Annotated in this window: 25 protein-coding genes and 1 pseudogene; 16 read left to right on the forward strand and 10 right to left on the reverse strand. The window is 37.7% G+C overall.

Going from position 1 to position 25,177, the window contains the following annotated elements; all coding sequences use genetic code 11:
- The first annotated feature begins 93 nt into the window (after window positions 1-93).
- Complete coding sequence (locus tag B091_RS0100535; protein ID WP_018108047.1) at window positions 94-1,239, forward strand: MFS transporter; 1,146 nt, start codon at window positions 94-96, stop codon at window positions 1,237-1,239.
- Window positions 1,240-1,432: 193 nt separating this feature from the next.
- A pseudogene (locus B091_RS11585) lies at window positions 1,433-1,954 on the forward strand (linear amide C-N hydrolase); the annotation flags it as partial.
- Window positions 1,955-2,049: 95 nt separating this feature from the next.
- Here B091_RS11585 and queF read toward each other — a convergent pair.
- The 4 genes from queF to hcp form a co-directional block, all read right to left on the reverse strand.
- Window positions 2,050-2,511, reverse strand: coding sequence for a preQ(1) synthase (gene queF, locus B091_RS0100550; protein WP_018108050.1), 462 nt, complete (start codon window positions 2,509-2,511; stop codon window positions 2,050-2,052).
- The gene (gene queC / locus B091_RS0100555; RefSeq protein WP_018108051.1) at window positions 2,511-3,167 is read right to left on the reverse strand and encodes a 7-cyano-7-deazaguanine synthase QueC; all 657 of its coding nucleotides are present in this window, start codon (window positions 3,165-3,167) and stop codon (window positions 2,511-2,513) included. The genes queF and queC overlap by 1 nt, the downstream gene beginning before the upstream one ends.
- 1 nt (window position 3,168) lies before the next feature.
- On the reverse strand, window positions 3,169-3,864 hold the full coding sequence (locus tag B091_RS0100560; RefSeq protein ID WP_025069319.1) for a queuosine precursor transporter: 696 nt from the start codon (window positions 3,862-3,864) through the stop codon (window positions 3,169-3,171).
- A gap of 203 nt (window positions 3,865-4,067) precedes the next feature.
- Complete coding sequence (gene hcp / locus B091_RS0100565) at window positions 4,068-5,717, reverse strand: hydroxylamine reductase (RefSeq protein WP_018108053.1); 1,650 nt, start codon at window positions 5,715-5,717, stop codon at window positions 4,068-4,070.
- Between the two features lie 217 nt (window positions 5,718-5,934).
- Between hcp and B091_RS0100570 the strand changes: the two genes are divergently transcribed.
- The 4 genes from B091_RS0100570 (at window position 5,935) to B091_RS0100585 (ending at window position 8,005) form a co-directional block, all read left to right on the forward strand.
- Window positions 5,935-6,615: a Crp/Fnr family transcriptional regulator gene (locus B091_RS0100570; protein ID WP_018108054.1), complete on the forward strand. Its 681-nt coding sequence runs from the start codon at window positions 5,935-5,937 to the stop codon at window positions 6,613-6,615.
- A 58-nt stretch (window positions 6,616-6,673) separates the two neighbouring features.
- Window positions 6,674-7,012 (forward strand): TM2 domain-containing protein, encoded by a 339-nt coding sequence (locus B091_RS0100575; protein ID WP_018108055.1) that lies wholly within the window; start codon window positions 6,674-6,676, stop codon window positions 7,010-7,012.
- Window positions 7,002-7,409, forward strand: a complete 408-nt coding sequence (locus B091_RS11590) for a DUF2752 domain-containing protein (protein WP_018108056.1) — start codon at window positions 7,002-7,004, stop codon at window positions 7,407-7,409. Before B091_RS0100575 ends, B091_RS11590 begins: the two co-directional genes overlap by 11 nt.
- A 92-nt stretch (window positions 7,410-7,501) precedes the next feature.
- Entirely contained in the window at window positions 7,502-8,005 is a 504-nt protein-coding gene (locus tag B091_RS0100585; RefSeq protein ID WP_018108057.1) for a hypothetical protein, read from the forward strand.
- Window positions 8,006-8,079: 74 nt separating this feature from the next.
- Here the strand turns inward: B091_RS0100585 and B091_RS0100590 are convergent, their stop codons facing one another.
- The gene (locus B091_RS0100590; RefSeq protein WP_018108058.1) at window positions 8,080-10,509 is read right to left on the reverse strand and encodes an alpha/beta hydrolase family protein; all 2,430 of its coding nucleotides are present in this window, start codon (window positions 10,507-10,509) and stop codon (window positions 8,080-8,082) included.
- Between the two features lie 146 nt (window positions 10,510-10,655).
- On the opposite strand from B091_RS0100590, the gene B091_RS0100595 reads away from it, so the two are divergent.
- Together B091_RS0100595 and B091_RS0100600 are read left to right on the forward strand one after the other, a co-directional pair.
- A complete protein-coding gene (locus tag B091_RS0100595) occupies window positions 10,656-11,051 on the forward strand; it encodes a (deoxy)nucleoside triphosphate pyrophosphohydrolase (RefSeq protein ID WP_018108059.1) in 396 nt (131 codons plus the stop codon).
- 11 nt (window positions 11,052-11,062) lie between these two features.
- Complete coding sequence (locus B091_RS0100600) at window positions 11,063-11,512, forward strand: hypothetical protein (RefSeq protein ID WP_018108060.1); 450 nt, start codon at window positions 11,063-11,065, stop codon at window positions 11,510-11,512.
- Window positions 11,513-11,590: 78 nt separating this feature from the next.
- Here the strand turns inward: B091_RS0100600 and B091_RS0100605 are convergent, their stop codons facing one another.
- Window positions 11,591-11,971: a NifB/NifX family molybdenum-iron cluster-binding protein gene (locus tag B091_RS0100605; protein ID WP_018108061.1), complete on the reverse strand. Its 381-nt coding sequence runs from the start codon at window positions 11,969-11,971 to the stop codon at window positions 11,591-11,593.
- A 146-nt stretch (window positions 11,972-12,117) separates the two neighbouring features.
- On the opposite strand from B091_RS0100605, the gene B091_RS0100610 reads away from it, so the two are divergent.
- From B091_RS0100610 to B091_RS0100620, 3 genes are all read left to right on the forward strand, one after another.
- Complete coding sequence (locus tag B091_RS0100610; protein ID WP_018108062.1) at window positions 12,118-13,044, forward strand: hydrogen peroxide-inducible genes activator; 927 nt, start codon at window positions 12,118-12,120, stop codon at window positions 13,042-13,044.
- 27 nt (window positions 13,045-13,071) lie between these two features.
- The gene (locus B091_RS11595) at window positions 13,072-13,911 is read left to right on the forward strand and encodes a shikimate 5-dehydrogenase (protein WP_025069320.1); all 840 of its coding nucleotides are present in this window, start codon (window positions 13,072-13,074) and stop codon (window positions 13,909-13,911) included.
- A gap of 293 nt (window positions 13,912-14,204) precedes the next feature.
- On the forward strand, window positions 14,205-14,663 hold the full coding sequence (locus tag B091_RS0100620; protein WP_018108064.1) for a MaoC family dehydratase: 459 nt from the start codon (window positions 14,205-14,207) through the stop codon (window positions 14,661-14,663).
- Between the two features lie 77 nt (window positions 14,664-14,740).
- Here B091_RS0100620 and B091_RS0100625 read toward each other — a convergent pair whose 3' ends face one another.
- Both B091_RS0100625 and B091_RS0100630 read right to left on the reverse strand, forming a co-directional pair.
- The gene (locus B091_RS0100625; protein ID WP_018108065.1) at window positions 14,741-15,334 is read right to left on the reverse strand and encodes a DUF2284 domain-containing protein; all 594 of its coding nucleotides are present in this window, start codon (window positions 15,332-15,334) and stop codon (window positions 14,741-14,743) included.
- A 136-nt stretch (window positions 15,335-15,470) separates the two neighbouring features.
- On the reverse strand, window positions 15,471-16,493 hold the full coding sequence (locus B091_RS0100630; RefSeq protein ID WP_018108066.1) for an NAD(P)H-dependent flavin oxidoreductase: 1,023 nt from the start codon (window positions 16,491-16,493) through the stop codon (window positions 15,471-15,473).
- Window positions 16,494-17,173: 680 nt separating this feature from the next.
- Between B091_RS0100630 and B091_RS0100635 the strand changes: the two genes are divergently transcribed.
- Together B091_RS0100635 and B091_RS0100640 are read left to right on the forward strand one after the other, a co-directional pair.
- Window positions 17,174-17,536, forward strand: coding sequence for a hypothetical protein (locus B091_RS0100635; RefSeq protein WP_018108067.1), 363 nt, complete (start codon window positions 17,174-17,176; stop codon window positions 17,534-17,536).
- Window positions 17,537-17,602: 66 nt separating this feature from the next.
- A complete protein-coding gene (locus tag B091_RS0100640; protein WP_018108068.1) occupies window positions 17,603-17,791 on the forward strand; it encodes a rubredoxin in 189 nt (62 codons plus the stop codon).
- A gap of 9 nt (window positions 17,792-17,800) precedes the next feature.
- Here the strand turns inward: B091_RS0100640 and B091_RS0100645 are convergent, their stop codons facing one another.
- Window positions 17,801-18,379 (reverse strand): hypothetical protein, encoded by a 579-nt coding sequence (locus B091_RS0100645; protein ID WP_018108069.1) that lies wholly within the window; start codon window positions 18,377-18,379, stop codon window positions 17,801-17,803.
- A gap of 835 nt (window positions 18,380-19,214) precedes the next feature.
- Here B091_RS0100645 and B091_RS0100650 point away from each other — a divergent pair.
- Window positions 19,215-20,216 carry a hypothetical protein gene (locus B091_RS0100650; protein WP_025069321.1) on the forward strand — a complete coding sequence of 334 codons (1,002 nt, stop codon included), beginning with the start codon at window positions 19,215-19,217 and terminating at the stop codon, window positions 20,214-20,216.
- Between the two features lie 82 nt (window positions 20,217-20,298).
- Here B091_RS0100650 and B091_RS0100655 read toward each other — a convergent pair whose 3' ends face one another.
- A complete protein-coding gene (locus B091_RS0100655) occupies window positions 20,299-20,727 on the reverse strand; it encodes a hypothetical protein (protein WP_018108071.1) in 429 nt (142 codons plus the stop codon).
- A gap of 551 nt (window positions 20,728-21,278) precedes the next feature.
- On the opposite strand from B091_RS0100655, the gene pheT reads away from it, so the two are divergent.
- Both pheT and B091_RS0100665 read left to right on the forward strand, forming a co-directional pair.
- A complete protein-coding gene (gene pheT, locus B091_RS0100660; protein WP_018108072.1) occupies window positions 21,279-23,741 on the forward strand; it encodes a phenylalanine--tRNA ligase subunit beta in 2,463 nt (820 codons plus the stop codon).
- A gap of 32 nt (window positions 23,742-23,773) precedes the next feature.
- Window positions 23,774-24,508 carry a YebC/PmpR family DNA-binding transcriptional regulator gene (locus B091_RS0100665; RefSeq protein ID WP_018108073.1) on the forward strand — a complete coding sequence of 245 codons (735 nt, stop codon included), beginning with the start codon at window positions 23,774-23,776 and terminating at the stop codon, window positions 24,506-24,508.
- The last annotated feature ends 669 nt before the right edge of the window (window positions 24,509-25,177 follow it).

Consider the following 25,177-nt stretch of genomic DNA (forward strand, 5'->3'; position numbering starts at 1 on the left):
ATTATAGCATAAATAATTTTAAACTCCACTTCTCTTTGCGAAGTGGAGTTTAATTATTCTCAGTACTTAGTATTCAAAAGAACAACAAACACAATGGAAAATAAAAAACACATCACGTTAAGTCTGATTTCGGTCATGGTTGCATTTTTGGCCATGGGGTTCTACGATGTCATAGGCGTTGCTTCAAATTATCTTAAAGTAGATTTTCAACTTTCCGATACGACGGTTGGGGCCTTATCGACGCTCTTGTTTCTCTCTTTCTTATTTTTCTCAATCCCTACGAGTGCTTTAATGACAAAGATCGGGCAAAAGAATACTGTAATTTTGAGTATGGTTTTGATGGGCTTGGCGTTAAGCTTCTTACTTTTTAGCTATACTTTTGTCAGTGTTATTCTGTTTTTTGCAGTTTTAGGAGTTGGAATAACATTGATTCAAGTCGCTGCTAGCCCCCTGCTAGCAAATATTGTAAGTGGTAAGAAGCTATCAAGTGCGTTAACTTTGGGGCAGTTCGTTAAGGCATTGGGCTCTTTTACTGTACCGTTTATGGCAGCTTGGGCAAGTCAGTCGTGGGCTAGTTGGACCCTTATGTTGCCTATAGTTATTGGTTACGGTCTATTTGCAATATTTTTTTTAGGCTTTACGCCTATCCATGAGCAACCTGTAGTTCAGGGTATGGGGATTAAGTCTACTTTGAGGCTGCTCAATAACCGAGTTATTCGGATCTCTTTTTTGGCAATGCTTTGTCATGTAGGGATTGATGTAGGAATGAACATTAGTGCTCCTCAGCTTCTTATGGAGCGCACAGGCTGTAGCATCGAAATCGCTACGTATGCCAATAGTGTTTACTTTTTACTTCGTACTGTGGGTTGCTTAATAGGAGCTATGACGCTCTCTAAAATATCGTCAAAACTGTTTTTCAATATTGGCTCCGTGCTGATTGCTGTTGGCTTCATTGGATTGTTTTTTGCTCCAACGGTTGGTTGGCTATATTTCTTTGTCGGTTTAGTGGGTATAGGTAATTCCAATGTTTTCCCAATTATTGTGGCACGTTGCTTATTATTGATGCCTTCGGCTAAGAACGAAGTTTCTGCACTCATGATTATGGGTTTAGTTGGTGGAGCTATATTCCCATTATTGATGGGAATAGCAAGTGATTACCTCTCATCTCAGCTAGGAGGAGTTATTGTGTTACTTGCTGCTTTGCTCTATATGGCTACATGGAGTGTGCGAACAAAATGATATAGAATAAGAATTTTAGCTAAATACGTCCATTTTCATCGAAACCTATAAAAAACGACAACCATCTATCTGTTTTTTTGTTATGTAATCATTAAGTTTTTAAAATAAACATAACTATGAAAAAGTTTTTAATAGCATTAGGTTGTATAGCATTTGCTGGTTTTACCCAAGCTGATGCCTGTACTCGTGTGGTTTACTTGAATATATCGATGGTGAATTAGTAATTAGCCATAGCCCAGAATATCAAGTAATGACTAACTCTCCAATCTTTGCTCAACAATTGGCTTTAGACGATTATTGGCAACAAATTGGTGGAACAGTAATGTTACCTGGTACTAACCGTGCTGCTGACCGTTTTGTAAGAGCTTCATTCTATACGCACGCTATTCCACAAACAGCAGATGTTCGCATTGGTGTAGCTAGTATTTTTAGTGTGATTCGTAACTGTTCAGTTCCTTATGGAATCAGCACACCTGATCAACCAAATATTGCTTCAACACGTTGGAGAACTGTTTCTGATCAAAAGAATAAAGTTTACTTCTACGAGTCAGTCTTGACTCCAAATACTTTTTGGTTAGATTTGAAAGATCTAGATTTCAAACCAGGTGCTCCTGTTAAGAAGTTAAACTTAACCAACGAAGAAACTTATAATGGTAATGCCGTTAAATCTCTAAAGACTTCTAAACCGTTCCAATTCTTAGGTTTAGGTGAGTAATTAGTTAGAATATACTCAAAATAAATAGGGTCAATCTTAGCTTTAACTTAGCTAGATTGACCCTATTCTTCTTCACATAGTTGCCTAGTAGGCTTTTAATGATTCATTAAGCGATGCTCAGCAATCTTTTCGTATTTAGTTCCTGGTTGACCAAAGTTAGCATAGGGGTAAATTGAGATTCCACCACGGGGGGTGAATATTCCTGTAACCTCGATGTATCTTGGATTCATCAGCTTGATTAGGTCCTTCATGATAACGTTGACACAGTCTTCATGAAAAGCACCGTGATTACGGAAGCTAAATAGATATAGCTTAAGACTTTTGCTTTCGACCATTTTAATCTCTGGGATATAGCTAATTTTGATTTCGGCAAAGTCGGGTTGTCCTGTGATTGGGCATAAGCTTGTAAACTCAGGACAATTAAATTGCACCCAATAGTCGTTCATCGGATGTTTATTGTCGAAGGCTTCTAACACCTCAGGTGCATAGTCTTGCTTATACTCTGTAGCAGCTCCAAGAGCTGAGAGTTGTTCTTTTAATTCACTGTCTTGACGCATTATCGTTTTTCCTTTCTATTTAAATATTCTTCTAATCCTTTATTTCTCAATTTGCAAGCAGGGCAATGTCCACACCCTTGTGCAACGACTCCATTGTAGCAAGTTAAAGTTCTATCTTTAATTAGGTCGAAAACACCTAGTTGGTCAGAGAGTTCCCATACCTGTGATTTGTCAAGCCACATAAGCGGTGCATGAAGTTCAAATTCACGCTCCATAGCCAAATTCAATGTGGTGTTGGTCGATAGGATAAAATTATGTCTGCAATCGGGATATCCACTGAAGTCTGTTTGAGAAACCCCTGTAATAATATGTTTGACCTCGTGCTCAAATGCAAATACAGCTGCCATACTCAAAAAGAAGAGGTTACGACCTGGTACAAACGTATTGGGGAGACTATTGCTTTCGTCCATTTCTAGACTACTATCAGTGAGCGAATTTACACTCAGTGAAGAGATGAAATGCGCATCTAGTACATGAAACTCTACGCCAGCCTCTGAGGCTATTTGCCGAGCAATTTCTACTTCGTTACTGTGCTTTTGTCCGTAGCTAAAGCTGAGTGCATAGACTTTCTCAAATCGTTCTTTAGCCCAATAGAGGCAGGTTGTGGAATCTTGACCTCCGCTAAACAATACGATCGCTTGATTGGTATTCAACATATCATAAATCTTTTACTATAAGTATATTATAAGAGATGCTTTCGTCATATACATCTTCTCCCTCAATCTCTTTTACTTTCTTGACTACTCGCATAGTGATCGGTAGAATTACAATTTCATACGCTGTCTTAAGCACGACTTGTGTGAGCATCATGTATAGCATCACTTGAAGAGGTACGACACCTGTAAATGCAATAGTAAAGAAGATGATTGAATCGCCAACTTCACCTACAATGGTTGACCATATGGCTCTCCAGGCAAAGTTCTTGCCTTTGCTAGCCACTTTCATTTTGCTCATAATCATGGCATTGAGGAAAGATCCAACTAAAAAACCTAGTAAGCTTGCAGCAGCAACTCGTGGAGCAAAACTAAAGACATAGTTGAAATGCTCATTACCATTCCAGTCTGGTGCAGGAGGTAGGACTGTAGCCAACAGACCTAAAATCACAACCAGAAAGTTCATGGCAAACCCTGACCAAATAATCAATTTAGCTTTCTTAAACCCCCATACCTCAACAATACAGTCGTTGATGATATAGGAAATCGGAAAGACCAAAAGCCCAGCTGTTACTGTGATATCCAGACTAGGTGAGTCCCAAAGGTGAACTAGTTTTGTCGCTAAAAGATTCGCTGTTATAAGACAGACGTTAAATAATATCCCCATCATCATGAAGGGGATAGACACTTTTTGTTTCATATATTCTTGTTTTTTACGTGGTTGGCCAAGCACACGTCCTACGCTCAAGTAACGAGCAAGGATGTTGTTAATTTTTAATCGGCTACAAAGATAAGTTTTATTTGGAAAGAACAATCATTTATGAACTAAATGTAAACAGTATCGCCCCTCTGCAAGCTTGCAAAGGGGCGATGTTAATGTGGGTTCAATACTTGCTATAGGAATTAAGCAATCCACTCTTCAATGTCTGTATCGACATCAGAAATGCCACTAATACCAAAGTTTTCAACCAAAACGTTAACTACGTTTGGAGATAAGAAGGCTGGAAGTGTTGGTCCGAGGTGGATATTCTTTACACCTAAGCTAAGTAGGGCCAATAATACAATAACAGCTTTTTGCTCATACCATGCAATGTTGTAAACGATTGGTAGATCATTAATATTGTCTAACCCGAATGCTTCTTGAAGCTTCATTGCAATCACAGCTAGTGAATAACTGTCGTTACATTGACCTGCGTCGAGCACACGAGGAATGCCATTGATATCACCAAGCGGAAGTTTATTGTAGCGATATTTAGCGCAACCAGCTGTTAAGATGACAGAATCATCAGGTAGTGCATCAGCAAAATCGGTATAGTATCCGCGATTCTTCATACGGCCATCGCAACCTGCCATAACTACAAACTTCTTGATAGCTCCCGATTTAACTGCATCAACTACTTTATCAGCTAGTGCAAGCACTTGGTGATGCGCAAAACCTCCTACGATGCTACCTTCTTCAATAGCGGTTGGTGCTGGGCAAGTTTTAGCTAGCTCGATAACCTGAGAGAAGTCTTTTTTACCGTTGGCATCCGATTCGATATGAATAAATCCAGGGAAACCTGTAGAGTTGGTCGTAAATACTTTATCAGAATACTTTGCACCTTTGGATGGTGGTACAATGCAGTTTGTTGTAAATAGAATAGGGCCATTGAATGATTCAAATTCTTCTTTTTGTTTCCACCAAGCATTACCGTAGTTACCCACGAAATGTTTGTATTGTTTGAATTTGGGGTAATAGTTGGCAGGAAGCATTTCGCTATGTGTGTAAACATCAACACCAGTACCTTCAGTTTGCTTCAAAAGCTCTTCCATATCTTTGAGGTCGTGACCACTTATCAAGATACCAGGGTTCTTTTCTACACCAATGTTAACGGTAGTCATTTCAGGGTTACCATAACTTTCTGTATTAGCTTTATCCAGAAGAGCCATTGTTTGAACTCCAAACTTACCAGTTTCGAGAACTAGTGCGATTAGCTCTTCAACCGTGCGATTTTTAAGGATAATATCGTTAAGCGCTTTTTGCATGAAGGCATCGATTTCATTTTCTGTGTAGCCTAAACGTGCAGCATGCTCAGCATAAGCAGCCATACCTTTGAGTCCGTAGATTGTTAGTTGACTGAGTGAGCGTACGTCTTCATCTCTTTCTTGTAAGATACTCACAACACGTGCTGTTGCATCGTATTTGTCAGCAGTAGTATGCCAATTAAGTGCATCTAGTTTAGGTAAAGTAATATTGCTTTCTTGTGCAATTAGTTTTAATTCTTCTCGTAAAGCAAGTGCAGAAGTGATACGATTCTTAATACTTGTCTCATCGAAGTTAGCGTTGGTAATGGTTGCGAAAAGTCCGTCACGAACAAATTCGTTAACTCTTTTTTCGTCAAACTTGATTTGATTTTCTCTTAGTGCAGTCGAAACAACTGAGATTCCCTCTAGTGTGAATATAAGTAAATCCATCGCATTAGAAGTTACAGCATCTTTGCCACAAACACCTTTAACGGTGCAACCTACATTTTTAGCAGTTTCTTGACATTGAAAACAAAACATATTTTCCATAGCTCATATTTTTATTACGTAGTTAATAATCTATTTCTTTCTTGTTGAGACAAAGTAAAAGCTTTGGGAAGAGATAAACTGTCGCCTATGTGACATTTACCATTTTTGTTGAGCTTTATCGGTCTTTCTTTCTAATTTAAAGAAAAAAAAGAAACTTACTTCTCTTTTGACTTAGAATTTATATCTTGTTTCTAAATTAATAATAAAGGAGTGCTTTATGGATATTGAAATGATAAAAGAAGTCTTAAGTAAGTCGTCCTTGTTTAAAGGATTTTCCGAAAACGACATTGAAGAATTTTTAAGCCTTTATATTTACAAAACAGAAACCTATTCCAAAAACGACATTATTGCATTGATGGGTGATCCCTGTCAGTTTTTGTTACTTGTACTCGAAGGCAATGCTATTGCACGAATGGTATCGGACTCTGGAAAGTATCTGCAAATTGAAAAGATTGGAGCAGGGCGAATTCTTGCACCTGCTATGTTATTTGCTACAAAAAGTGAGTTTCCTGTTAATGTAATCCCCGAAGGTGATCTCTCGTTGTTGAAGATGAGTAAGAAAGAGTTTTTGAAGGCTATGCAGGCCAACTCAAATCTACTCTTTAACTTTATCCAGATAGTTTCTGATATTAATCGATTCTTGAGTGATAAAATACACTTTCTTTCATTGATGAGTTTAAAACTAAAATTAGCACAGTACTTTTTGAGCTTTACGGAGCTTCAAAATAATGATAAAGTGATTGAGATTCCTATGGGGCGTCAAGAGTTGGCCGATAAGTTTGGTGTTTCTCGTCAATCCTTAATTCGTACATTAACCGAGTTAGAAGAAGAGCAACTTATTCAAGTAAACAATCGTCAGATTGCTATATTGGATCGTGATGGGTTGAAGAATCTTTAGATTTTCTTTTCCAGTAGAATATTAATTAAACCGATGTATTATTTCAAACTAATTACAAATGGACAGCAGGCAAATTGAAGTGTTTTTAGCAAGAGAGAGTGATAACTTCTCAGCTGACAAAATTTATGCAATGCGTAAGTTATTACAAGAGATGGACGAGGATAATTTTCATGTAATTCAGGTATTGCCTTACAGAAATCCTATAATGATTCTTATCCTATCTATATTCCTAGGTTATCTCGGTGTAGACCGAATTATCTTGGGAGATGTGGGTCTGGGTATCCTTAAATTGATTACTTGTGGAGGACTAGGGATTTGGACAATTGTCGATTGGTTTTTAATAATGAATGTGACAAAGCAGAAGAACTTTGAGCTTTTCATGAAGAATGTTCTTTAAAACAAAGCCTATCAAGTCGAGATATAAGTATTTGTTAATTGTTCTCACTCTTGTAGGTGGATATCTAATTTTCTATTTCTATCCCCAAGAAGTTGAGCAGTTCACTTTTTGTCCATTAAAATTTACGTTAGACATTCCTTGCCCTGCTTGTGGCTCTATAAGAGCTACAAGTTTGTTTTTAAAGGGGGATTTGCTAGGAGGTTTTATGGTGAATCCTTTAACGCTACTGACACACTCTGCACTGTTGGTGGGTTGTGTTTGGGCTATGGTTGACCTTTTTAGGGGTTCAGATACACTTATCCCAGCACTCCGTAAGAAGTGGAATCCCTATGTGCTTTATGCTCTACTCATTTTACTATTAATAAACATGGTATGGAACTATATTAAAGGTCTATGATCAATACCATGATTTTTTTTGACCTTTACCTTTCACCGCTTTTAATAAAATATTACAGTCAATTAAGTGGTGGTTTATAACGATAAAAGAATATGAAAAGATTAAATCTAGTGTTGGTGATGCTTCTATGCACGCCTCTGTTATTTGCAACAAACATCGATGACCTATTCACGAAATGGAAAAAGGATTATCCAGTTTCTACTACTGAGAAATGGGAGGATCACAAGGTTACTCAGCAAGAAAACGAGCAAATGGCCAAAGAATTGGGTATTCAAGGAGTCAAGGGAGACGAAGTTACTGTCTTTGAATCGGCATCTGCTACAATAGTGGCAGCTGTTAAAGAAGAAATGAAAACAGTAAGTGTACCTAAGGGTTTCGAAGTGCTTTTCTCTAAAACCTATCCTAACGGTATTCAAGTTTATGTTGTAGGTCAGAAACTAAAAGACACTTGGAAAGAGGCTTATGGTGTATTTTTTGATAAGTCTAATAAAGTGGTTGCATTCCGTGTGAAAGGTGAATTACCTCACGAGGTTTACGAAGGACTTTCACAAATGGGTATTATGATGCTTGACCAATTTGCAGCAAGTGCAAAGTAATTGACTCTTAATATCATTATACAAAAAGAACGGTAATCCTAGCATAGGGTTACCGTTCTTTTTAGTTTATAGACTTATTTATGTCTGTTCTTTACATAGTTCTCTAACCAACAGTCTTGCTCCCAAAGCACATGTAAAACCGATTCTTTGGCAGCGTAGCCATGGCTTTCCTTGGGTAGTAGTACTAGCCTTGCAGGTGCTCCAAACCCCTTGAGGGCATTGAAGTATCGCTCACTCTGCATGGTATGCGTACCTGGATTATTGTCGTCAGCTCCATGAATAAGAAGCATCGGAGTCTTCATCTTATCTGCATGCATAAACGGAGACATTGCATTGTAGACCTGAGGCACATCCCAATAGTTACGTTGTTCTGCCTGAAAACCAAAGGGCGTTAGCGTACGGTTATATGCTCCACTACGGGCAATTCCAGCCGCAAACAGGTTGCTATGCGTAAGCAGATTGGCTGTCATGAACGCACCATAAGAGTGTCCTCCAACCGCGACTCTATCTCTATCAATATAACCCATAGCATCTACTGCATCTATTGCTGCTTCGGCGTTGGCTACCAATTGCTCTAAGAAGGTATCGTTGGGCTCTTCCTTGTCTTCACCAACAATAGGGAAGGCAGCATTGTCCAAAATAGCATAACCACGAGTTACCCAGTATATTGGTGATCCGTAGAACGGATAGATAAACTCATTTGGGTTGGTGGTCGATTGGCCAGCACTCTGTTTATCCTTATATTCAGTTGGGTAAGCCCACATAACCATAGGCAGTTTCTCAGTCTTTTCTTCACGATTGTAGTCTGCTGGTAAGTAAAGTGTTGCATTGAGTTCTACGCCGTCTTTACGTTTGTAGGTAATCACCTCTTTATAGACTCCAGCGATCGACTCGAAAGGGTTTTTAAAGAAAGTTACAGGGATAGGTGCAATTCGTTTTTTCGAGTTTATAATGTAGTAGTTAGGGTATTCAGTAGCCGATTGAAGGCTAACTAAGAATTCCCCCTTCTTAGGATTGATAATTCTGGATATATTCAATTGTTTATCGGTATACGACGACTCGAAAATACGATTAGACTTCAGGGTTTTGAAGTCATACTGGTCAACAAACGGAAATTGTCCATCAGCACGGTAACCCTGGCCAACAAGAAAGCCATGATCACCTTCTAGGCGAAGTACAAATCGTCCCGCCTTATTTTTAACCAAATCAAAGTCACCAGGGTTATTGTATTGATCTTGATAGTTTCTGTCAAATATAATTTTAGGCTCTTCTTGAGCTTTTGTGGGGTCAAATATGTAGGTTTTGGTATTACGAGTGTCCCACCAAAAATCTGAAAGCACTGCTAGCGTACTCTTTCCCCAATCAATTCCACCAAAGCGATTGATTGTTTTGGTCAGGTAACTTGGTTCGTCAGTGAAAGGAGCTTCCCATTGGTATACAAAATCTCTGTAAGGCACTTCTTGGGCTGGGTCACCACCATCTTGTGCTTCGGCCCAGTAGAGTGTTGCTGGTTGATCTGCTCTCCAAGAAATATTTCGTTTACCCGTATAGGTTGCCATAAACCCACGTGGTTCATGCTCGATAAGAGGTTTTTGATTGATCGTTTTTACAAGTTCTCCCTCCTTAGTATATACCTCAGTTAACACTGGGAACTTGGCGTAGGGCACAATATACGAGTAGGGTCGTATTATTTTGTCTATCAAGAGATAGTTCCCATCTGGTGACAAGGCAAGTTTTGCATATTGGTCTTTAGGAGCCCAAAGCTTAGCTATACCATTGAGATCTATATAGTAGATTTCCGAACTGATTAATGCATCAAAGTTCTTTTCGTCGGTAGAGTTTTGCAAAAGATCTTGATAAGTAATATTCTGTGCCGTCTGTCCCACCACACTATTCGAAATTGTAGGGCCAGTAGGCAAAACTTGGTTCTCTTTTATAAGCTCATCTCCATTTTTAGGGCGAACGGTGATAAAAAGCCCCTTACTATCGGCTGCCCATACAAAAGGTGATCGTATCACAGCGTTAAGGTTGGCCTGACTCAGCAAATTAGCCTTTCCTGTTGCCATATCTATTATCCATAATTCTACACCTTTTGCTGTAGTATTTGTGAAGGCTATTTTGCTCTCATCGGGCGACCAAGTTTGGTTAGCGATTTGAGCATTGGTCGGCATTCCTTCAAAGGCTATTTCTTGATCCCCTAGTAGCTTCTTAAAAGTCAGTTTATTGTAATAGCGTGCTGTACTGCTAATCCTAGTCACTGGGTTAATACGAAGTCCAGCCAATCGTAGTTCTTCTTGGGCAAGCTCTTCGAGAGTCTTATAAGTGTTGGTATAGTTAAATACCAAATACTTAAGTTGACTATCCATCATCAGGAGCGGTGCACGCTCAAAGTCGGCTAGTTCGAGTATTTCTTGAGGAGGTTTTTGATAAGTTAAATCAGTTTGAGCTAGTGCTGACCCCGTGACTCCACAGAGGGTTGCTAGGGCTAATGTTGTTTTCTTCATCAGGTGTGTCGGATTAATAAATACTTGAAATCATTAATGAACTAATTTAGTAAGACTTATCCGATATATAAATATTTAAGAAGCATATTTATTTCCGTATGCTGTAAAAATAAGTTATTTTGCACGCTTTAAAATACAATTATATAATGAGTCAGTTTATAGAGGTTGTTGGTGCTGTTATTGTGAAAGACGATAAAATTCTCTGTGTTCAACGTGGTGGGGCGATGCAATTAGCACATTATTGGGAGTTTCCTGGTGGTAAGGTCGAAGTTGGGGAATCATTTGAAGAGGCCCTAGTTCGAGAAATTCAGGAGGAGCTTTGTTGTACCATTGAGGTTGGGAAACAGCTTGCACGGACTCCGCATGTCAATGCCGCTCGTGCAATTATACTTAATACTTACTTGTGTCAATTGGTTAAGGACGTCCCTCGGCTCACTGAACATGAAGACTTGTGTTGGCTACATCCATCTGACCTAAAAAAACTAGCTTGGGCTGAGGCCGATATCCCAACTGTTGAGATGCTTATATCAAATCACCGTTAAATAATTCACGTATGCTAAATATCAGTCAATATCTCAAAACTGGTGCATTGGATGGGCTAAGAGTAGGAGCTGATCTGTTGCTGTTCACTGAAAGAATGGGAGAAATTCATGAGTCCGAAAAGCAGTACTTCAATCCATCCGACTCAACCGAAGGGTTTTCGATCTTTCGTCAGGGTGTTGAATACATGTTTATCGATTACCAACTCTACGGTATCAATATCGATGTAGTGGATAGTCAATTCTGTCTCAATCTCAACTTTGCATTGAGCAACCATACACCATTATCTGTGATGCTAGCCTACTTAACCCTTGAAGGTATTGATTGGAACTTCTATTCAAAAGATACTTTCGATAAAATTGTAGCTCTGCGACTGGCCTCTGGTGTAAAGCTTAGCTATCAGTATAACGAAGACAACGAATTGGTGTTAACTAGCTTTTATAGCTATGCACGCATGAAATAAAAAAACTAGCGTATCCTTGAAGTAGGAGTACGCTAGCTAAAAGAAATTTAGAGATTAGTCTAAATCTAAAGTTGCCTCCTATTCATGTTCATGATCGTGCGAACATACATGGTCACTACCATGTGATGCACAGCCAACTCCAGTGTCTTCAAGTTCTCCACGAAGGTAGGCTAGGGCAACTTCTTTGACTTCACCCGAGCATCCTCTGATTACTTGAATATCATTTTGGGCCAGTACATTGAGTGCACCATCTCCCATATTTCCTGCAAGCATTAACTTAATGCCTAGTTCCTTAAGTGTAGTTGCTACACCCGACTTGCAGCCACAGCCGCTTGGAGCTTCAAATCGTTTCTCATCTACGATGTTTTTATTTTCATCTACGGTATAAAAAGTATAGTAGGCACAATGTCCGAAGTGGTTGTCTACGTTGCCGTTTTTTGTTGGAATTGCAATAATCATAACTGATTTGTTTTTTGTTGTATTCTAAATGTGATTTGTGAACTAATTACTAGCAATCGTTTTCATTGCTTGATACAAACTTAAGTTATATATAAGTATTTATCAAACAGATAATTTCTATCTTTACATTGATAAAACCGATTAGTATGACTTTACAACAGCTCAATTATATTATTGCAGTAAACGAATATCGCCATTTTGGTCAGGCTGCTCAGGCTTGCGATATTACGCAATCGACTCTAAGTGCTATGATTCAAAAATTAGAGGTCGAACTCGATGTGCTTATTTTTGATCGTAAGTCTCAACCTATTATGCCCACGCACTTGGGGCAGAAACTGATAGATCAGGCCAAAGTTATTCTTTATCATACTTCGCAATTTGAAGAAATCGTTCGGTTGGAGCGAAAGAATGATAAGGGAGATATTCGTTTAGGTATTATTCCTACGGTTGCACCCTACATCTTGCCAAAGCTATTTGATCAGATTACTCAAAATGCTCCCAAAGTACATCTTGAGGTATCTGAGCTTCGCCCCAATCAGTTAGTCCACAAGTTACAGCGTGGTGAGCTTGACCTTGCCATTATGCAAGTTCCCGAACAGGCCGATGATCTTATTCACGTGCCTCTTTATAGCGAACGTTTTTATGCCTACATATCGCCGAATCATCCACTTTATAGTCACGCTTCTGTAGTGCCTGACGAATTTAAAACCGAACATATGTGGCTTCTAAAGCAAGGACATTGCCTTAAAAAACAAACTAAGCCCAACCTTAAACCTAGTACTGCTCAACTTTCAGCCTACGAAGAAGGAAGTATTGACACCTTGGTGCGCATTGTCGACTTGAATGGAGGTTATACACTAATTCCTGAACTACATATCGGGTTACTCAAGAAGTGTCAACGCAGAAATGTCCGTCCGATAAACTATCCTGAACAAGTTAGAGAAATTGCACTAGTGATGCGTCACGACTTTGTAAAGGAGCGCTTAGTCAATATTTTGATTAAGCAGTTTAAGGAAATTATTCCAGCAAGTATGGTCGACAATCGCCTAAATAAGTTTAATGTAAAGCTCTAATTCCACTAAATATTAAATAATACTCTTATGTTAATAAATAAAGATACTACACTGTGCATGTCATTGGCAGCACGTCCTGGTAATTTCGGAACATTCTTTCATAATTACCTCTATCAAAAGCTCGGACTAAACTTTATCTACAAGTCTTTCACTACTCAGAATATTGGAGATGCTGTGGCGGGTATCCGAGCATTAGGTATCCGTGGAGCTGCTATCTCTATGCCTTTTAAAGAGGTTTGTATTCCACACCTCAACGAGCTCGATCGTTCGGCTCAAACTATTGGATCTGTCAATACGATAGTCAATACTTCAGGTTTCTTGAAGGGTTATAATACCGATTATATAGCTATTGAGCAACTTCTTGGGAAGCACGGAGTTGATCCCTCATTGCGATTTGCCTTGCGTGGTAACGGTGGTATGGCGCGAGCAGTTCTAGCTGCATTGGCCAATAATGGTTATCGCAACGGGGTGCTTGTGGTTCGAAGTCTAGACAAAGGAAAAGCTTTAGCCCACGAATATGGGTATACTACGCAACTCGACAGCGAGCCTGTAATTGCAGATGTTTTAATCAATGCAACATCTGTTGGTATGCAGGGTGGGGAGGGTGCCGACGAACTCTCATTCAGATTTAACGAGATTGAGCAAGCTAAAATTGTATTTGACGTTGTTGCTATCCCTCGCGAGACCCCATTGATTAAAAAAGCTATGGAGTTGGGTAAAGCTGTAATTTCAGGAACAGATGTTGCTGTTATTCAGAGCTTAGAACAATTTGTACTTTATACGGGGGTACGACCATCACTCGATGAAATTCAGGAGGCTCAGCTCTTTACTAATCAGCAAATAAGGTTATTAGAAGCCAAAGTGTAAATATCTTTTCTGCCCATAGTTGTATTGAAATTAATAGTAACGAGGATATAATTTGGGGCTAGAATGCATTAATCTTTTCACGTAAAATTAAACATATTAAGTTTGATACTTGTTTTTAGAGTTCTAATTATGTATTCTCACAAAGATATTAATTATCTTTATAAATTATAATTGTTAAAATTCAAGAACTTAAATAATCTTTACAATGTATTGGTTGATAGTATAAACTAGTGTTACCCCACTATTAACAGTTTAGATTATTTATACACTAAAATGATTAAAAGAATAGAACTATGATTAAAGTTGGCAGTTTTGAAGAGTTTGAAAAGTATGTTGGACAAGAATTAGGAGTTTCTAACTACCTCAAAATCACACAAGAAAGAATTAATCTGTTCGCAGATGCTACACTTGACCATCAGTGGATACATACCGATCCCGAGCGCGCAAAGGTTGAAAGTCCTTTCAAGAGCACTATTGCACATGGTTACCTAACCTTATCTATCCTTCCTCATCTTTGGGATGATATTATCGAGGTTAATAATGTACAGTCGATGATTAATTACGGAATCGAAAATCTACGTTTCCAAGAAGCAGTTTTGGTTGATGATGAAGTGAGATTATGTGTTAATCTTAAATCTGTTCGTAACCTACGAGGAGTAATCAAAACAGAGATGGATATTAAATTAGAAATTAAAGATAAGAAGAAACCTGCTTACGTGGGTACCATTACATTCTTATATCACTTTAAATAATATACCTATCCTTAGGGTAGTAATTATTAAAAAAGGTAGCATGTGAATTCTCGTGCTACCTTTTTTGATATAATTAATCATCTAAAATAACTGTTACAGTTGGGGATTCTTTGCTGACTCATTAAGCCACTGACCAATATAAAATAAGGAGGAAGGCAGCCATTTTTGCCCCATTTAAGTTCTAATCCAAGCACCTTCGCAGTTGTTTTAGCGATGTCAAAACCATAAGCTTCAAGAGAGGGACGGATTCGAGTGGGGAATCGGCAAGGCTTATTCTCTTTCCGTGTGCAGTCCCGATTAAGACAATAGTGACAATTACCTGCAAAAAAAGCTAAAGCAGTTCCTTTAGCTTGTTCTGCGTTTAGGAGTTGAGGATCGACTAGGGCTCGAACTTCTTTCATTACTTGACGTGATACTTGCTCAATATTAAGATCAATAGATTTATTAATAAACTCTTGTTCAAAATGGATTTGACTACCTATTATATAAGTATAAGAGAAATGTTGAATTCGACTTAGTGGATCGTACTCAAAGGGTGGACAGGCCCAAGAGTTTTGGTAGCTTGGGCAAGCTTGACAGTATTTAATAAACTCCTGCTGATTCCTATACTCTTTAAGATAGTTCTTTGTCGATAGCTCGGCAATATGGTTTTCTATTCTGTAGTCAGCCATTATTGATGGTGTTTTGGATTTTAAAGATAATAAAAAGCCTAGTTATCTTCAGTAGATCAACTAGGCTTTTTAACAGAATATCATAATGAGTCGGAGGTTTCACAAACTGAAGACCTCTCTAGTTTGTTTATTTGTTTTAAACCAACGACTTTAGCAGACTTTCTACCGACTGCTTTTTCCCCTTGAAACCATTTGTATTGCACCAAAGTGCAATGTAGTCGGCTTCATTGAGCTGATTTGCATATTTACGGATTGATTTTGTCAAGCTATCTTGAAGTGGATAAGTTATTACTGCTCGTGGTGGCTGAGACTCCATGAAATCGATAAATTTATTGCGTACTACACGAATAAATCTACCTGTAAATATTGGTGTGAGCGTTGTATTATCTTTCTCTTGATTGGTAATGGCATCTTTGTGTGCATCACAAGCACCACTCTCATCGGTCAACAGAAAAGCCGTACCCATTTGTACAGCAACTACTCCAAGCTCAAGAGCAGCATTAACTTGTTCTTTGTCCATTATACCGCCTGAGGCGATTATAGGAATAGTCAGTGTTTGATTGGCCTGCAATAATAAGGCTTTTAACTCAGTACCTACAGGTGGTTGGTTGAAACTACATAATGGCCCCCCTGATTCGCTTCCTTGCAATATAATAGCATCAACACCAGCTTCCTGAAAAGCTAGTGCCTCATTCATTGTAGTGGCTGTGCCAATTAAATAAACCTCCGCATCTTTTAATTTCTTTATGATCGTAGGATTTGGGATTCCGAAAGAGAATGAGCAAATAGGTAGTTGGTATTTAATAATAATATCAACTTGTTGATTGAAACGCCGTTCGTCTCGCTGAGGAGTTCCTGATGGAAGTCGAGGGGTTAGCTCGAAATGGTTATATACGGGAGTTAAAGCTCGTATTGCTTCTTGAATAGCATCAGGAGTTTCGGAATAATGATTAGGAACGAAAAGGTTTACATTAAAGGGGTGATCCGTTAATGCTAGTATTTCTTTTATATCTTCTTCAAAGTCTACAGGTTTAGTATAGCCACCCGCATAAGTGCCCAATGCTCCAGAGTTGCTGACTTGGCTCACGAGCTGAGGAGTGGTTATGCCGCCCATTATTGGGCCTTGTATTATGGGATATTTTAGGTTTAAGTGCTTCATACACTTACTTATTTATGTTAGTATCAATTCTATGCAAAAATAAGTAATTCTAATGAGCTTTTGAAATCAAACGACTTAAAATACTATCATTTAGATATAATAAAATGATTTAATTAGGATTACTGCTTAATATACAACCTATTGGTATTTTTATTGTATAAATATAGCGGTGCAAAGGAAATGAATATTTTTGTGAAAAGACAAGCTTTTGGAGTGGATTTACAGAAAAGCGCGCCCCACTGGAGCACGCTTTATTTGAATTTGTAATTAAAACAGTGAAAAACATTAATTAATACTCAGCTAAAGTAAGTCAAAATTAACTAGATGAAGTGGATTACAAACAGAGTTTATCAGAGCAAAGTATGTTAGTTAATCCCGACTTATTTTAGTTTGTTTCTTGAGTTAATGAAATAAATATGATAGCTGTTTTACTTCTATAATAACGTACTAGTTGGTGTTTATGTTTATTGTTCTGCTGTCTATTATTCATTATTTATAGCTATTTATAATAATAATACGCAAGCTGACTTGTATTATATTATGTTGTTTTATCTGCAAAAGTTGCCAAATGCCATCAAATAATTACTAAATAAACTGTCTTATGTTTAAATTATTCATTTTGATAACCTTTTTATTCATTTTGGAAGCCTGGATTATCCCAAAAGAGCTAATTTTAAAGCATGAAAAAGCTGTTTTTTTACGGATTATACCTCATTAGTGTTTTACTGTTTCTGGCTTCATCCTTGCTTACTGCTTATAGCTTGGCTATGGGTAAGGCTGTTTTTGCTCATTGCTTGATTGGAGGTTTATTCCTTTTAATTGGGTTGAGCTTATTTATACGTTGTCATCAGATTGTAAATATGAGCCCTTCTGTTAATCAGTACGAACCCAATACTTCAAATAATATTGAATTGCATAGGAACTGGGAAAGGTTGTTCTACTCTGAGCTTTTGATGCTACTGGTGATAGCACTTATTAGTATACTGGTGTTTAGTATGATTTACTTCCGACTTTTTGTAGAGAAGACAACACTTTTCGATTAGTTTAGAATAGTATTTCTTTTAACCAGGCTATACCAAGCTGTAGTTATAAATTAAATTTAAGAAAGAATGGATAATATAAAATATGTGTGTATTGTGTGTGAGTACGTTTATAACCCACGTCGTGGAGATGCTGATGGGGATATAGCACCAGGCACAAGTTTTGAAGAGCTTCCTGATGATTGGGTTTGCCCTAAATGTGGTGAAGGTAAAATGGCTTTCGAAGAGTACAAGTGGAATCACTTGAATCTTGATTAAACCAAAGTCTTAATCGACCAAAAATATCAAGAAATCGTCGTTGGTTGAGTTGTAAATGTCGCTCCATTGGATAGCCAATGAATCAATCTGACGTATGCATGCATTTATATCACTCATGCTGTAACAAACTTTATCTTGGGCCGTATTGATATAATATGTGTCGCGAATTGTATCGTTGTTTATGGTAAAAATAACTTCTACGGCTTTCTTGGAGGGATCTGATTTATCTAGCTTGACTTTTTTGAAATTGCGAATTTCCGCATTAGCTTCGTTTATCAAGCGTTGCATTAAAGAATCATTCTTTTGTAGGTCGTATCCCAGGTTGGTGCTCCAATTTAGCATTGCTGTATCATCTGTGAGAATGTGGTTGGCGTCTCTCTTAAAATCTTCAGAGGCAGCTTTGAGGTCAAAAGCAATTTGAGTTAGTTTATCGAATCTTGTATAGCCACTGTCGAGTTCATGTGTGCTTATTAGACTAACTTTATATCCTGGGTAGGTATTGTTTAGGTGGTTTAAAAGAAAACTTTGCTTTTGTTTGCACGAAAAAAAGAAAAGAATACAAAAGATACCGAGTGTTGTTTTTATCAAGTTTATTGGCGTTAATTAGAAACAAGGTAAACTTATAGTTATAATATTTACAGTTGCTTATTAGATATTAAAGATAAACTCAAAAAAAAGAGATTCACAAGTTATATCTTCTAATAATCAGTTATTAATAGTCTTTTTCATATAATATAGTTAATTGAGTCGGTTTTTAGCTCTTGTACAGCCCTCTTTTAATCTACATTGAATAATTGTTGTCCTTAATAACAAATTATCTGACCTTATTATATTGTACACGTTAGTTTACTTACAAGGCTGATGCAAATCAGTACTTAGCTCACTTATTTTGATAAAAATAGTTTTTTTACAAACCTTCATGCAGTATTATTCTATGTGTGTCGTTTACTAGGTGAAGTTAAGTTTTAATGTATTAAAAAGAGGCACTGGCTTATTTTGATGATTAAGGTTTTACAGACTTAGTGTTGAACGTGTTTGTGATATATGTTGTAAAATGTATTTAAGCGAAAAGATATTTTATATTAAGTTAAGGTCGTGTTGTAAGTTTCACGATTTGGTTACAAGCAATTTGGATAACGTTCTTCACTGTTGTTTTATCCTAAGAAAAGAATATGCGTAGTGTCTCTTTCTATATTAATAATATAAGTTACTAGTGATACGTTTTTTGATAGTTTAGTAAGTGACTTCGACTTTACCTTTTTCATATGAGTTATTTGATTTGATGGTCTAAGTCAAACTTAAAAGCCTGTTGTGTAGTGATTACATGGCAGGTTTTTTGTTTGTTGTAGTTGCTTAAAAACAAATCAACTCTCTACGGGGTTCGAAAATAATAGTTTATCTTTGTTCTTATCAAACCAATGATATGTCAAGCATTATGGTAAGCAGCACTACAGAGTTATATAATAAAGGTTTACATAATTATCAGGAGTTAATCTTGAGGGTACCTTATGGAACTCCATTATCCCCGATGTTGAGTAGTAAGCTTGCCCAAGTGGAGTCTTGTGCAAATCAACTTTTAGCCAAGGCTAATGATGATTTGATGGCTCTATACCATGCTAGTGTATTGTTTGAGCTTATGCACGGTTATACTACGCACGATGCCCGTCGCATCCAAAAAGAACTGACACGAGTCTTGCTTCTTGCCGAAGCTGTTCGTAATAGATCCATCTCACGTTCGCTTACAGGTTTGTATGCCATTTTTGATCACGATATTAATAGTAAGTCCGATTTAGATATAGACGATTTATATCGGTTCTTCGATATGACGGAGGTTACAATCTTGACCTTTGCCTATTATGACGATTATGCGCCTGGCGTATATTACGACTATCAACAGCTTTGTGATGATATTTGTAAGAAATCACTAGCTGTCTTTATGGAGTATATCAACCCAGAAGTTGATAAGCTGCTTCTTGCCGATTCAGGACAAAAAGAAGAATTAACCACTCGTTATCAGAACGTCGTACGATTAAGCATTTATCTCAATCGGTTAATGCCTTCAGAAGAGGTTTATAATACGCTACAAGAGTTTATTGTTTCAATACAGGAGTTTCTTGAAAATGAGCTAGGTTATAAACTGCCTGCTTCCTTGATCCCTAATGATCTTTCACTCGATTGGTTTAAGGAGCAAGAATTGTTTTTAGAGTGTAAAGCCCTAAAAGACTTCAGTTCTTACTTTGAACTCTATCCTACAGGTTATTTTTATATACTTGCTTTTTCGGAATCTTATTTTCTACATAAAATAGATGATGTACTTTTTTGGAAGAGTTGCTTTAAAAAAGGCAAGGTTATGGAGTATTATGAAAAATATCCCCAAGGGGTGATGGCAGATACTGCTCTTTTCTACCTCTCGTCATTAAACTAAAATAAAGCCTGTAGATGTTTACGTGAATGTAAACTCTACAGGCTTTAGTAATTTCGTTTAGTAGTTTTCATCAAAGAATTTCTTAAGCATCAAACTCCAAGGTGTAACCGTTGAAATAGTTCTGCAAATAACGCTGTACTTGATTAACATAGAGTATATCCTTTGCGCGGATTAATTCCAAAAGTTTGACCCATCCAAGTTTGTGTGCAGTATCCAAATAATACTCTCTTAGATTCGACTCTCTAGGCTCTTGCATTCCTGCTAAAATAAAAGAATGTGCAGATTTTTTGTGATTTAAATGGATGATTGAGTCTTCTTTTCGATCGATAATAATAGGACTAATCTCTTTTATCGAATAAGCTTCTAATTCCCAATCAAGCTTGATTTCATTGCCACAAATGTCTGCAATCTTATAAAGCTCTCTTCCTTCAGATTTAAATGGGTTGGACTGTGAAGGAGTACGTTTAATTTTTACAATATCTCCAACCTCAAATTGATTAAAAGTTAACATGGTTGCATTGATTTAATTAAGGTTTGTATTAGTAGGTTCTCTATTAGATATAACATATTATAACCTAAAAATGTTTTCGGATATAGTTTTTAACAATCTGGTAGCTAGGGTGTTGTGTGATGAGTACTTTGAGTTTGCAAAACACTCGTAGAAACATATTCATGGGGTTTATAGGCTTTTTAAGTTCTTGTTAAATAGTTGATTTATTCGTTTTTATTCTTGGTAAACTATTTTTTTAAATTCAAACATTTAACACTTTGCGTGAGGAAAATGACTATTTGTAAGTAAATATTACGGCCCAAATTGGATCAAAGACTATTTATGCTTCAAAAATGAGTGTTTGGCAAATTATCGATGAGTAAGTCGTAGGGGTGGTGCGAGTAAGTCATTTGCCTCAAACCACTAGGCTATTTTAATTATTGGTTTCTATTGCTCGTACAAAGGGGGAGTAATATTAATTTTAGCCGGGAATTTTGTGTTAAGATTGTTCCTCACACTCAAAAAAATCTATTAACTTTGCGAGTCAAAGGAAAATATAAAAACTTTAAAATATGAATATCTCTTATAATTGGCTGAAAGAGTATGTCGACTTTGACTTAACTCCCGATGAATTAGCCGCTGCTTTAACCTCTACTGGTCTCGAAATAGGCGAAGTAGAAGAGGTTGAAACCATAAAAGGAGGATTAGAAGGTTTGGTAATAGGTAAGGTTTTAACTTGCGTAGAACATCCTAACTCTGATCACCTACACATAACAACTGTTGATTTAGGTTTAGATGAGCCTGTACAGATTGTTTGTGGTGCTCCCAATGTTGCAGCGGGTCAGACTGTTGTTGTGGCTACTGTAGGCACAGAACTGTATGACGGAGATTCGAGCTTTAAAATTAAAAAATCAAAAGTTCGTGGCGAAGAGTCATTGGGTATGATTTGCTCCGAAGTTGAAATCGGAGTTGGAACTGCAACCGAGGGTATAATCGAACTTTCGGAAGAGGTTAAACCTGGTACACTTGCCAAAGAGTATTATAATATTAAAAGTGACTATCTATTAGAGGTTGATATTACTCCAAACCGTGCAGATGGATGTTCGCACTATGGCGTAGCCCGTGATGTGTATGCTTATCTAAAGCGTAATGGTGTTGCAGCTTCTTTGCGTAAGCCTTCTGTAGCAGCCTTTGAGGTTGATAATAGCAAACTAGACATCGAGGTTGAAGTTGATAACACTAAGGCTTGTGTTCGTTACGCGGGTCTTAGCATGACTGGTGTAACGGTCAAAGATAGTCCTGATTGGTTGAAAGACAAGCTTAATGTAATCGGTGTTCGTCCCATTAATAATGTGGTCGATGTGACCAACTACATACTTTTTGCTTTTGGTCAGCCATTGCATTGTTTTGATGCTGATGCGATAAGTTCTAATAAAGTATGTGTTAAGACACTTCCTGAGGGTACCCCTTTTGTTACCCTAGACGAACAAGAGCGTAAGCTGTCTGAAAATGACCTTATGATTTGTAACGGCGATGAACCTATGTGTATTGCTGGTGTATTTGGTGGTATAAAATCGGGTGCAACGCACGAAACTACCAATATTTTTATTGAGAGTGCCTATTTCCATCCAACATGGGTGCGTAAGACTGCTCGCCGACATGGCCTGAATACAGATGCTTCGTTCCGCTTTGAGCGTGGTGTTGATCCGAATGCCGTAATCTATTGCTTGCAGCTTGCTGCCTTGATGATTAAAGATTTAGCTGGGGGTGAAATCTCATCTTCTATTAAAGATATATATCCTGAACCTATTAAGGATCAGGTAATCGAACTTGATATTGATAAAATGAATCGCCTAATTGGTAAGGAAATCCCTGCCGATATGGTGTTGAGTATTATTAGTAGTCTTGAAATGAAAGTTTTGGAGCAATCTGCTGATAAGTTAACACTTTCTGTGCCTGCTTATCGTGTCGATGTGCGTCGTGATGTTGATGTGATCGAAGATATTATGCGTATCTATGGTTACAATAATATCGAAGTAAGCGATAGCTTAAAGTTGTCGCTAAGCCCTAAGGGTGAGGCCGATCGCTCAAATAAACTTCAAAACTTAATCTCTGAGCAGTTAGTAGGTTGTGGATTTAATGAAATATTAAATAATTCACTTACAAAATCTGCATTATACGAGAATTTAAATAAATTTGCAGCCGATAAATTGGTGATGTTGTTGAACCCGTTGAGTTCTGACCTGAATGCAATGCGTCAGACACTCTTATTTGGTGGCTTAACAAGTATAGCAAGAAATGCTAACCGTAAGAATGCTGATTTAAAATTCTTTGAGTTTGGTAACTGCTACTTCTTTGATGCCAGTCGTAAGGGTGAGCAAAATGAATTGGCTCCATATAGTGAAGGCTACCGCTTAGGTGTATGGGTAACGGGTAAACGAGTTTCGAGCTCTTGGGCACATCCAGATGAGAAAAGCTCTGTTTTTGAGCTTAAAGCCTATGTTGAAAATATCTTTACTCGCATGGGGATTTCTCCAAAAGCAAGGGTAGAAGAGACTTTCAACGACGAAATTATGGCTTCTGGTCTTTCTTATAGATCGCACGGTGGCAAAGAATTGGCTGTTATTGGGGTAGTATCCAATAAAATAACCAAGGCTTTCGATATCGACCACGAGGTGTATTATGCTGAGCTAAATTGGGATGAACTCATTAGAGCGACTCGCAAAAACGTGATTAGCTTTAAGGAACTTCCTAAGTATCCTGAAGTACGTAGAGATTTGGCCTTATTGCTTGATGCATCGGTTCCATTTTCGGCTATTGAAGAGATTGCCAATAAGAGCGAACGCAAACTTCTTAAATCGGTAAGTCTGTTCGATGTTTACGAAGGCGATAAGCTAGAGGCTGGTAAAAAGTCGTATGCGGTATGTTTCATTCTACAAGATGAAACCAAAACACTGAATGATAAAACAATTGATAAAGTTATGTCTAAACTGATTTCAAACCTAGAATCAGAATTGGGTGCGAAACTTAGATAAACTTTTAATTATAAATTTTATATAATCCTATTATGGGAAGAGCATTTGAATATAGAAAAGCGAGAAAAATGAAGAGATGGGGCAATATGGCTCGAACTTTCACACGTATTGGTAAAGAAATATCTATTGCAGTGAAGGAAGGTGGCCCTGACCCGGAAAATAATCCACGCTTAAGAGCTATTGTCCAAACGGCTAAGCGCGAAAATATGCCGAAAGACAATGTTGACCGTGCTATAAAAAATGCTCTTGGTAAAGACCAAAAGGATTATAAGATGATGAATTACGAAGGGTATGCGCCCCACGGTATTGCGGTTTTTGTTGAAACAGCAACTGACAATACTACTCGTACGGTAGCGAATGTGCGTTCTATTTTTAATAAATTTGGTGGTAGTTTGGGTACGTCAGGTAGTGTTGACTTTATGTTTAAGCACAACTCTGTATTTATCGTAGGTAAGAAAGAGGGAGAATCAGTTGACGATTTGATTCTTGAGCTTATCGACCTAGGTGTTGAAGAGGAGTATGATGAGGATGGTGAAGAGATTACTATCTATGCTGAATTCCAAGCATTCAATGCTGTACAAACTTATCTCGAAGAGAACGGCTATGAGATTAAGAGTTCTGAATTCACACGTATCCCTATGGATGAGAAAGATCTTGAGGGTAAGGATCGTGAGGATGTTGAGAAGATGATTGAGCGTCTTGAAGATGATGAAGATGTTCAAGCTGTTTACAGTACTTTATCTCATAATGATTCGGAAGAGGAATAATTTTTATTTTATGTTATGATAGTGGGAGGGAAAGTCTTTTAATTAAGGCTTTCCCTTTCTTTTTGAAATTTGCTTTTGTCTTAAGAAGTACTTTTTCTTTTGTTAGACAAAAGAGAAAGCTACCAAAAAGAAAAACTACATCTATGTCTTCGGAGCTACTCCAGCACTGCTAATAGCATTTCTGAAATTAAACTCGCTACGCTCAAACAGTAATTTCATAAACGCTTTTATCAGCACTTCCGCTACGCTCTTTCGACATATGATGGATTTGTAGTGTCATAGCTATTGGGCTTTGCCCTCAGCTGTTGGTGCTTGCTTCGCTTTTTTTGCTCCGCGGTTGGTCTTACAGACGGCCTAATTTCGTAGGCGTTAAGCGGAGGTGTTGTGTTCGGCGTTAAGAAACGCAACTGTTTGAGCGAAGCGAGTTATTGCGTTTTAGCTGAATTCAATACCGCAGTAGCCGAAGAATTTAAGCCTTGATTCTTTTTGGTATCTTTTTCTGATCAAGCAGAAAAAGAACATTCCCTTTAAGAAGTACTTTTTCTTTTGTTAGACAAAAGAGAAAGCTACCAAAAAGAAAAACTACATCTATGTCTTCAGAGCTACTCCAGCGCCGCTAATAGCATTTCTGAAATTAAACTCGCTACGCTCAAACAGTAATTTCATAAA

The organism is Bacteroides propionicifaciens DSM 19291 = JCM 14649 (assembly GCF_000375405.1).
Taxonomy (GTDB): Bacteria; Bacteroidota; Bacteroidia; order Bacteroidales; family Bacteroidaceae; genus Bacteroides_E; species Bacteroides_E propionicifaciens.

Excerpts from the sequence above, each read along its gene's own strand:
- B091_RS0100535 (WP_018108047.1), top strand. The coding sequence starts at position 94 with ATGGAAAATAAAAAACACATCACGTTAAGTCTGATTTCGGTCATGGTT.
- queF (WP_018108050.1), bottom strand. The coding sequence starts at position 2,511 with ATGCGTCAAGACAGTGAATTAAAAGAACAACTCTCAGCTCTTGGAGCT.
- queC (WP_018108051.1), bottom strand. The coding sequence starts at position 3,167 with ATGTTGAATACCAATCAAGCGATCGTATTGTTTAGCGGAGGTCAAGAT.
- B091_RS0100560 (WP_025069319.1), bottom strand. The coding sequence starts at position 3,864 with ATGAAACAAAAAGTGTCTATCCCCTTCATGATGATGGGGATATTATTT.
- hcp (WP_018108053.1), bottom strand. The coding sequence starts at position 5,717 with ATGGAAAATATGTTTTGTTTTCAATGTCAAGAAACTGCTAAAAATGTA.
- B091_RS0100570 (WP_018108054.1), top strand. The coding sequence starts at position 5,935 with ATGGATATTGAAATGATAAAAGAAGTCTTAAGTAAGTCGTCCTTGTTT.
- B091_RS0100575 (WP_018108055.1), top strand. The coding sequence starts at position 6,674 with ATGGACAGCAGGCAAATTGAAGTGTTTTTAGCAAGAGAGAGTGATAAC.
- B091_RS11590 (WP_018108056.1), top strand. The coding sequence starts at position 7,002 with ATGTTCTTTAAAACAAAGCCTATCAAGTCGAGATATAAGTATTTGTTA.
- B091_RS0100585 (WP_018108057.1), top strand. The coding sequence starts at position 7,502 with ATGAAAAGATTAAATCTAGTGTTGGTGATGCTTCTATGCACGCCTCTG.
- B091_RS0100590 (WP_018108058.1), bottom strand. The coding sequence starts at position 10,509 with ATGAAGAAAACAACATTAGCCCTAGCAACCCTCTGTGGAGTCACGGGG.
- B091_RS0100595 (WP_018108059.1), top strand. The coding sequence starts at position 10,656 with ATGAGTCAGTTTATAGAGGTTGTTGGTGCTGTTATTGTGAAAGACGAT.
- B091_RS0100600 (WP_018108060.1), top strand. The coding sequence starts at position 11,063 with ATGCTAAATATCAGTCAATATCTCAAAACTGGTGCATTGGATGGGCTA.
- B091_RS0100605 (WP_018108061.1), bottom strand. The coding sequence starts at position 11,971 with ATGATTATTGCAATTCCAACAAAAAACGGCAACGTAGACAACCACTTC.
- B091_RS0100610 (WP_018108062.1), top strand. The coding sequence starts at position 12,118 with ATGACTTTACAACAGCTCAATTATATTATTGCAGTAAACGAATATCGC.
- B091_RS11595 (WP_025069320.1), top strand. The coding sequence starts at position 13,072 with ATGTTAATAAATAAAGATACTACACTGTGCATGTCATTGGCAGCACGT.
- B091_RS0100620 (WP_018108064.1), top strand. The coding sequence starts at position 14,205 with ATGATTAAAGTTGGCAGTTTTGAAGAGTTTGAAAAGTATGTTGGACAA.
- B091_RS0100625 (WP_018108065.1), bottom strand. The coding sequence starts at position 15,334 with ATGGCTGACTACAGAATAGAAAACCATATTGCCGAGCTATCGACAAAG.
- B091_RS0100630 (WP_018108066.1), bottom strand. The coding sequence starts at position 16,493 with ATGAAGCACTTAAACCTAAAATATCCCATAATACAAGGCCCAATAATG.
- B091_RS0100635 (WP_018108067.1), top strand. The coding sequence starts at position 17,174 with ATGAAAAAGCTGTTTTTTTACGGATTATACCTCATTAGTGTTTTACTG.
- B091_RS0100640 (WP_018108068.1), top strand. The coding sequence starts at position 17,603 with ATGGATAATATAAAATATGTGTGTATTGTGTGTGAGTACGTTTATAAC.
- B091_RS0100650 (WP_025069321.1), top strand. The coding sequence starts at position 19,215 with ATGTCAAGCATTATGGTAAGCAGCACTACAGAGTTATATAATAAAGGT.
- B091_RS0100655 (WP_018108071.1), bottom strand. The coding sequence starts at position 20,727 with ATGTTAACTTTTAATCAATTTGAGGTTGGAGATATTGTAAAAATTAAA.
- pheT (WP_018108072.1), top strand. The coding sequence starts at position 21,279 with ATGAATATCTCTTATAATTGGCTGAAAGAGTATGTCGACTTTGACTTA.
- B091_RS0100665 (WP_018108073.1), top strand. The coding sequence starts at position 23,774 with ATGGGAAGAGCATTTGAATATAGAAAAGCGAGAAAAATGAAGAGATGG.